This is a genomic window from Micrococcus sp. KRD070 (genome assembly GCF_017168435.1).
In the GTDB taxonomy this organism is placed as follows: domain Bacteria; phylum Actinomycetota; class Actinomycetes; order Actinomycetales; family Micrococcaceae; genus Micrococcus; species Micrococcus luteus.
Genome location: NZ_JABFNH010000024.1, coordinates 260464 through 268005, shown reverse-complemented (window position 1 = coordinate 268005; position 7542 = coordinate 260464). Strand labels below are relative to the sequence as shown.

The 7542-nt window shown below is 74.3% G+C and carries 7 protein-coding genes; 1 reads left to right on the top strand and 6 read right to left on the bottom strand.

All coding sequences use genetic code 11. The features are described 5' to 3' along the window. The first annotated feature begins 24 nt into the window (after positions 1-24). The gene (locus J1M38_RS10865; protein WP_095353958.1) at positions 25-1005 is read left to right on the top strand and encodes an AEC family transporter; all 981 of its coding nucleotides are present in this window, start codon (positions 25-27) and stop codon (positions 1003-1005) included. A 55-nt stretch (positions 1006-1060) separates the two neighbouring features. On the opposite strand, the gene J1M38_RS10860 is transcribed toward J1M38_RS10865, so the two are convergent. From J1M38_RS10860 to J1M38_RS10835, 6 genes are all read right to left on the bottom strand, one after another. After that, entirely contained in the window at positions 1061-2020 is a 960-nt protein-coding gene (locus tag J1M38_RS10860) for a diaminopimelate dehydrogenase (RefSeq protein ID WP_036385002.1), read from the bottom strand. 44 nt (positions 2021-2064) lie between these two features. Then, positions 2065-2676, bottom strand: coding sequence for a hypothetical protein (locus tag J1M38_RS10855; protein WP_206501252.1), 612 nt, complete (start codon positions 2674-2676; stop codon positions 2065-2067). Positions 2677-2800: 124 nt separating this feature from the next. Continuing rightward, the gene (locus J1M38_RS10850) at positions 2801-3280 is read right to left on the bottom strand and encodes a flavodoxin domain-containing protein (RefSeq protein WP_078025518.1); all 480 of its coding nucleotides are present in this window, start codon (positions 3278-3280) and stop codon (positions 2801-2803) included. Positions 3281-3320: 40 nt separating this feature from the next. Continuing rightward, on the bottom strand, positions 3321-5381 hold the full coding sequence (locus J1M38_RS10845) for an NHL domain-containing thioredoxin family protein (protein ID WP_206501251.1): 2061 nt from the start codon (positions 5379-5381) through the stop codon (positions 3321-3323). A gap of 145 nt (positions 5382-5526) precedes the next feature. Beyond that, on the bottom strand, positions 5527-6381 hold the full coding sequence (locus J1M38_RS10840; RefSeq protein WP_228070732.1) for a hypothetical protein: 855 nt from the start codon (positions 6379-6381) through the stop codon (positions 5527-5529). Then, positions 6371-7542: cytochrome c oxidase assembly protein (locus J1M38_RS10835; protein WP_206501250.1), on the bottom strand; the 1172-nt coding region annotated here is incomplete at its 5' end. The genes J1M38_RS10840 and J1M38_RS10835, both read right to left, overlap by 11 nt.

The window sequence follows — 7542 nt, the reverse complement described above, 5'->3', positions numbered from 1 at the left end:
GCCCCGCCCCGTGGAGGCCCGTCCGTGACCCAGGTGCTCTCCGGCTTCGCGGTCGTGTGGGTGATCATCCTCGTGGGCGTCCTGGTGGGGCGCACGGGGGTGCTCGGCGAGCACGGCCGCACCGTGCTCTCCCGCGCGGCGTTCTTCATCGGCAACCCGGCGCTGCTGTTCGTCACGCTCTCCCGCGCGGACGTGGGCGCCGTGCTGGGCCCCCAGCTGTGGGTGGCCACGCTGTCCGCGTTCGCGGCGGCCGCACTGTACCTCGCGGTGACGGTCCCGCTGCTGAAGGGCAGGTCGGCCTCGGAGCGGATCATGTCCGCGCTCAGCGCCTCGCTCGTGAACTCGGCAAACCTCGGCATCCCCATCGCGGCCTACGTCCTCGGCGACGCCGCCCTGGCCGCCCCGGCGCTCATCTTCCAGCTGGCGATCTACACGCCGCTCTACGTGGCCGCGATGGACGCCGCCACGGCCCGCGAGGCCCGACGGCGCACGGCGGCGGGCGGGCATCGTGCGGTGCGCCGCTCCCCCGGCCGCGCCGCGGCCGACCAGATCCGCCAGACGGCCACCAACCCCCTGATCCTGGGCTCGGTGACCGGTCTCGTCTTCTCGCTCACCGGCTGGTCGCTGCCGGGCCCGCTCATGGAGTCCGTGGAGCTGATCGGCGGGCTGTCCATCCCGGCCATGCTCCTGGCGTTCGGCATGTCGCTGGTCGGCTCGCGCCCGCTTGAGCGGGCCGGCGGGCGACGCGCGGACGTCCTGCTGGCCTCGGCGGTGAAGCTGGCGGTCCACCCGCTGCTGGCCTGGCTGCTCGCCCAGTTCGTGTTCGGCCTGGACGCGCGGCACGTGTTCGTCGCCGTCGTCCTGGCCTCCCTGCCGACCGCGCAGAACGTGTTCGTCTCAGCCGTGCGCTACGACGCGGGGCTGCGCGTCTCCAAGGACACGATCCTCGTCACCACGATCGTGGCGATCCCCGCGATGACCGCCGTCGCCCTGCTGCTGGCCTGAGACCGACGACGGCGGCGCCCGGCCCGGTGCCCCGCGCCGGACGCCTCGCCGCGGCTCAGACGTCCCGGCGGATCAGCTCGTCCAGCCCCGTGGGCGAGAGCAGGTACGGGGCGACCTCGAGCACGGTGCGCGCCCCCGTCTCCCCCTGGGCCTTCAGCCGCGCGGCGGCACGGCCGTAGGCGACCTGCGCGGCGGCGGTGAAGTCGGGGTTGGACTCCAGCTCCAGCACGAACTCGACCGCGCTGCGCGAGCCGCCGAGGTCGCCCGAGGTGACGACGTGGCCGCCGTGCGGCATGCCCTGGTGGTCGCGCTCGAACTCCTCCTCGGAGATGAAGTGCACGGTGGTCTCGTACGGGGCGAAGTAGTCCGGCATCGTGGTGATGGCCTCGGTGATGGCCGCGTGGTCGGCCTCGTCGGCCACCACGTAGCACTCACGCACGTGCGCGGAGGCGCCGGTGATCTCGGCGCCCCGTCCGGCGCGGGCCTCGGCGATCGCCTCCTCGCTGGGAATCGTGTACTGCACGCCGCGCCGGACGCCGGGGACCCGACGGACGGCGTCGGAATGGCCCTGCGAGAGGCCCTTGCCCCAGAACGTGTTCTGCTGCGGCTGAGGGAACAGCGCCGCGCCCAGCACCCGGTTCACCGAGAACAGGCCCGGGTCCCAGCCGGTGGAGATCATCGCCACGTGCCCGCCCTCCCGGGCCGCGGCGTCCATCTCGGCGCGGTGCCGCGGGATGAGCTGGTGGTTGTCGTAGGTGTCCACGGTGGTGAAGTGCCGCGCGTAGCCGGCCGCCTGCTCGGGGATGTCCGTGGCGCTGCCGAGGCAGAGGAACAGCACGTCGATCTCCCCGGCGTGCTCGGCGGCCCGCTCCGCCGGGAGCACGGGCGTGTCCGTGTCCAGGCCGGTGCGGCGCGAGAATATGCCCACCAGCTCCATGTCCGGCTGGAGCTTCACGAGCTTCTCCACACTGCGTCCGAGGTTCCCGTATCCGACGATGCCGGCGCGGATGGTCATGTGCGTCCTCCTGGTGGGGTCGTGGTCAGGTCGGTCCCGCCAGCCTAGGCCCGGCGCCGCGGGGCGCCGAGTCCGCCCACCGGACCGCGCAGCAGGAGCACGACGACGGCGACCAGCCCCGCCAACGCCAGCACGCTGACCACGTAGATCGGCCAGGCCCACGGGCTGTGGTCGCCCCCGCCGACGCCGTAGGTGTCCGCGAGCGCCATGCCCGGCCCGAACGAGGCCATGAAGTAGGCCGGAGACGCGGCGACGAGCGAGGCGAGGCCCAGGGCGAGGACCGCCAGCGGGTCGACCTCCTCGCGACGCCACGTGAGGAACCACAGGACGGCGGCCACACCGAGCCCGGCCGCCAGGATCACGGCCGACAGGACGAAGGGGACGCCGAGCTGGCCCGCCGCGCTCAGGTCCGCGTAGATCCTCCCGAGGCCGCGGTCGCCGGGCGCGGCGGCCAACGGGTTGAGGACGAACACCTGCAGGGCCGCGAGCGCCGCGGCGGCGGCGATGACGCCCGGGACCACCGCGCCCGCGGCGAGCCGCACCCACCCGGGCCGGTCGGGCAGGGCGAGGGGCGCCGTCGTCGGGCGGGGCCCACGCGGCGCCCGCTCCCGGCGGACCCGAGGGGACGCGGCGGGGCGACGGGCGGAAGGGGACATGCGGCCAGGCTAACCGCTCGCCTCCGCCGCGGGCACGAGCGCCTCCGGCGCCGTTTCGTCAACGAAAGCGTCTGCGGAGGCTCCTCCGCCTCCACCGTCTCGTCGACGACAGCGGCGGGTGAGGTCAGCGCACGCCGGCGCCGGGGAGGGTCTTGGCCCAGGCCTCGATGGCGTCCCAGTCGCGGAAGTCGCCGTAGTGCTCGTTGCGGGAGAGCTTGAGCTTGAGCTTCTCCAGCCGGCCCAGGCGCTCCTCGAAGAGCGCCCCGCGGAAGTACGCCACCTCGCGCGGACCGTAGGACTCGAGCTTCTCCCGCACCGGCCGGGCCAGCTCGGGCGCGCCGCCCGAGGCCAGGATCACGAGCGGCAGGTCCGTCAACTCGGCCCGACGGGTGTCAAGGAACGCCCGGGCGTCGGCGGCGAACGAGCCCGTGTAGACCGGAGCCGCGACGATCACCGCGTCCGCCGTGGCCAGCCAGGCGGCGGCGCCCTCGACGTCCTCCACCACGGTCGGGACGGCCTGCGACGTGCGCAGCACCTCCGCGACACGCTCGGCGATCTCTCGCGTGGATCCGTGGGCGGACGAGGTGACGATGAGCGTGGTCATGGTGGGGCGCAGCCTTCGGGGTCGGGGGCGGACGACGCGCTCAGTGTATCCCGCGCAGGTCCAGGTCCAGGCGGGTCTCGGCGCCCTCCGGGGCCCGGTCCGGGGTGTGCACCGTGACCGGGATGCCCCAGTCCTGCTGGTACAGGTGGCAGGCGGCGTGGTCGGGGATCGGCTGCCCCTTCTCCCCGTCGCATGCGGCGGCCCGGGCGGTGATGTGCAGGACGCCCTCCTCGACCTCGGGGTTCAGCCGCAGCGTCCGGTGCAGCCCCGTGGACGTGCCCGCGCCCTCGAGCAGCAGCTCCTCCGGGGAGGAGGAGATCTTCAGCTGCGTGGGGTCGCCCCAGCGGTCGTCCAGCTTCTGCCCCGTGGGCGCGGCGAAGCCGATCGTCAGGTCCAGGTCGCCGGCCACCACCGGGGTGCGGGGACGCTGCGTCTGCCGCGCGCCCTCGTCCACGGTGAGGAACTCCTCCGGCACCGCCAGCCGCGTGAGCCGGTGGGCGTTGGACTCGACCACCACGATCGCGGTGTCGTTCCCGTCCGCGTCGTGCTCCACGAGCACGTCCGAGGGCTCGAGCAGCCCCCGCGCCACCGTGGTCACCGTGGCCGGGACCGCCCGGCCCGCAGCGTCCTCGCCGGCCGGGGCGTACCGGCGGATCGCGCCGTTGTACGTGTCCGCGATCAGCACGGAGCCGTCCGGCAGGGCCGTGACGCCCAGCGGGTGCTGCAGGCGCGCGCGGTCCGCCTCCCCGTCCACGTGGCCGAAGTCGAACAGGCCCGCCCCGACGGCGGTCCCGACCTCGCGGCGCCCGTCCTCCCCGGTCCGCACCCAGCGCACCGCGGAGGTCTCCGAGTCCGCGACCCACAGCGCGCCGTCCGCGCCCACGGACAGCCCCGAGGGCTGCGCGAACCAGGCCCGTCCGGCGTCGCCGTCCAGCAGGCCCTCGAGCGCCGTGCCCGCGTGCACCGCGAGCGCGCCCGTGACGGGGTCGAAGTCGAAGAGCTGGTGCGTGCCGGCCATCGCGATCACCACACGCCCCAGGGCGGGGTGCCACACGACGTCCCACGGGGAGGACAGCGAGATCGCGGTCGGCTCCCCGGGCAGGTCCGCGAGGTCGACGGCGATGTCCCCCTCGTCGTCGACGGCGGCGGCCTCCTTGGCGCGCTCGGAGTCGATGAGCTTCTGCACGCCGTTGCCGGCGAGGGTGCTGACGTGCCCGTCCGACAGGCGCAGGCCCCGCAGCCGGTGGTTGACGGAGTCCGCCACGACCACGTCGTAGCCGACGCGCTCCGCGACGTCCTCGGGCAGCAGCGCCAGGCCCTGGGGCTCGTTGAACAGCGCCTCGTCCGGCCCGCCGTCCGCGTGGCCCTTCTCCCCGGGCGTGGGGAATGCGAGCTCGGCCTGGCCCGCGTCCGCCGTGGCGGGGTCCCCGCCGCCGAACGCGCGGAGCACCGTGGTCAGGTCCTCGGCGACCTCCAGGAGGCGGTGGTGGCCGGTGTCCGAGACGAGGAACGAGCCCGGGCGGGAGCCGCGGCCGCCGAGGGACACGGCCTTGCCGGGGAACGACAGGTCCCGGGCCACGGGCGCGGGCGGGACGTAGGGGCCGGAGCCGCGGTGCAGCGTGCCCTTGGCCTCGTGCTCGGCCACGAGCTCGCGCACGAGCCCGTAGAGCCCGGCCACGTGCCCCTCGCCGGACAGGTGCGCGGCGATGTAGCCCTCCGGGTCCACCACCACGAGGGTGGGCCAGGCGCGCGCCGAGTACGCCTGCCACGTGGTCAGCTCGGGGTCGTCCAGCACGGGGTGCTCGATGGCGTAGCGCTCGACGGCGGCCGCGAGCGCGTCCGGGTCCGCCTCGTGCTCGAACTTGGGCGAGTGCACGCCCACCGTGACGAGCACATCCGCGAACTCCTCCTCGAGCGGGCGCAGCTCGTCCAGGACGTGCAGGCAGTTGATGCAGCAGAACGTCCAGAAGTCGAGGAGGACGACCTTGCCGCGCAGGTCCTCGAGGGTCACCTGCTCACCGCCGGTGTTCAGCCAGCCGCGGCCCACCAGCTCGGACGCGCGCACCCGGGTGGCCGCGCGCGGCACCTGGCTCTTATACACATCTCGGCAGCGTCAGATGTGTATAAGAGATAGGGTCTGCGGTGCGGTCATGCCCACCATCATGGCGCACGTCCCGGACGCGTCAGCCGTGAGCGGACGCCGCGGCGTCACAGGGGGAAAGACGACGCCGCCGGGCGGGTCCGGCTCAGTCGGCGGCCAGGGCGGCGGCCAGCATCTCCTCCGCGATGAGGGTGAACTCCTTGCGCCCGGCCTCGGGCCGGCCCACGAAGGAGACCATCACCACGGCGTCGGAGGTGACGGCGGTGAGCACCTGGGCCGTGAGCTGGGGCTCGGACTCCGAGGCCACGGTCCGCTCCCACACGAGGGCGGACTGCGCCGGCGTGCCGTCGGACAGCGGCGCGTCGGAGACCTCGAGGCGGTAGTCGACGGTCGCGTCCCCCTCCTGCACGGTCATGGTCATCTCGCGGCAGTCGGCGCGCAGGGCGTTGACGGTCTGGATGTGCCGCTCGACGTCCTGGCGGCCCTGGCCCGTGAGCCGGGCGACCTCCACGGTGCCCGTGCCCGTGAAGGTGTCGGCGCCGACGTCCACGCGCGTGGCCTCGGCCCCGTCGAGGGCGATCGGAGAGAAGTCCAGGGCGGTCAGCGGCGCCTTGCACTGCGCCGGCTGCACGGTGGTCCGGTCCGCGTCCGCACGCCGGTCCCGGGAGTCCTCGCGGGCCGCGTCGATCTCCTCCGCCGTGGCGGCCCGCTGCCGGACGAAGCCGAACGTGGCCGCACGCTCGGCCGCGGCCTCCGCCATGCGCTCGTCCTGACGGTCGCCCAGGCCGAGCCCCTCCGGGGCCGCCGACTCCGTGTGCACCGCGGTGCCGGCGTCGTCGTGGACCCCGTCCGCGGGCACGGACGCGGCGGCCGGATCGTTGTCCCCGGCCCCGCAGCCCGTCAGGGCCAGCAGGCCGGCGGCGACGGCGGCCACGAGGCGCAGCCGACCACGCCGGGGCGCGGCCGGGCGGCGGAGGGGACGGACACGGTCAGCGGACATCACGGGCCTCCTCGGGGCCGGTGGAGGAGTCACGGGCCGCGGGCTCGGCGCCGCTCGGGGCGTCGGTGGCCGGGGTGCCGTGCATGCGGGCATACATCTCGTTCCAGCGGCGCAGCTCCGCGTCGCCGTCGCGGTCGGCCTGCCGGTCCAGCCGGACCGCGTTCTTGCGGTCGCTGCGATACCAGAGCACGGCCACCATCACCGCCATCATCACGGTGGGGAACTCGCCGATGCCCCACATCACCGCGCCGCCGATGCGCTGATCCTCGAGGGCGGTGGGGCCCCAGTCGCGGCCCATGTTGCCGAACCAGGACGCCTGCAGCAGACCGGTGGAGGTGGTCATGGCGACGCCGATGAAGGCGTGGAAGACCATCGTGGCCATCAGGAGCACGAGCCGCAGGGCGTACGGGGGCCGGCGCGGCAGCGGATCCGAGCCGATCATGACCAGGGCGAACAGGAACCCGGTCAGCAGGAAGTGGACGTTCATGAACTCGTGGCCCACGTGGGTCTCCAGCGAGAACCGGAAGAAGTCCGTGTAGTAGAACACCAGGATCGAGCCGGCGAAGTTGACCCCCGCCACGATCGGGTTCGTGATGAACCGCCCCCACGGGGAGTGCACGATCCACAGGATCCACTCGCGGGGGCCGCGCGTCCCATCCGTGCGGGACGGCAGGGCCCGCAGCGCCAGGGTGATGGGTGCGCCCAGGACGAGGAAGACGGGACTGAGCATCGTCAGCGTCATGTGGCCCACCATGTGCGCGCTGAACAGGACGCGGCCGTACACGGCCGGGGACCCGGAGGTCGCCCACAGCAGCACGGCCAGGCCCGCGAGCCACGCGACGGTGCGCAGCACGGGCCAGCGGTCGCCGCGGCGGCGCAGCTGCCACACGGAGCGCAGGTACCAGAGGGTCAGGAACGCGATGATCGCGACCCACAGCCAGTCGAACCGCCACATCGTGATCCACCGGGCGCCCTCGAGGGCCGGCGGCAGCTCGTAGCCGGTGAGGATGCGGGCCGGGGAGGCGTCCGGCGCGAGCTCCTCCGGCACGGGCGGGGCCGTCCGGGAGAGCACGGAGGAGACGCCCATGACGGCGCCCATGATCACGGCCTCCACGGCGATGAGCTGCCACAGCAGGCGACGCGCGGGGGCGGGGCTGGGAC

Bases quoted from the DNA above. Each gene is read 5' to 3' on its own strand.
- J1M38_RS10855 (WP_206501252.1), bottom strand. From the start codon at position 2,676: ATGTCCCCTTCCGCCCGTCGCCCCGCCGCGTCCCCTCGGGTCCGCCGG.
- J1M38_RS10840 (WP_228070732.1), bottom strand. From the start codon at position 6,381: ATGTCCGCTGACCGTGTCCGTCCCCTCCGCCGCCCGGCCGCGCCCCGG.
- J1M38_RS10860 (WP_036385002.1), bottom strand. From the start codon at position 2,020: ATGACCATCCGCGCCGGCATCGTCGGATACGGGAACCTCGGACGCAGT.
- J1M38_RS10850 (WP_078025518.1), bottom strand. From the start codon at position 3,280: ATGACCACGCTCATCGTCACCTCGTCCGCCCACGGATCCACGCGAGAG.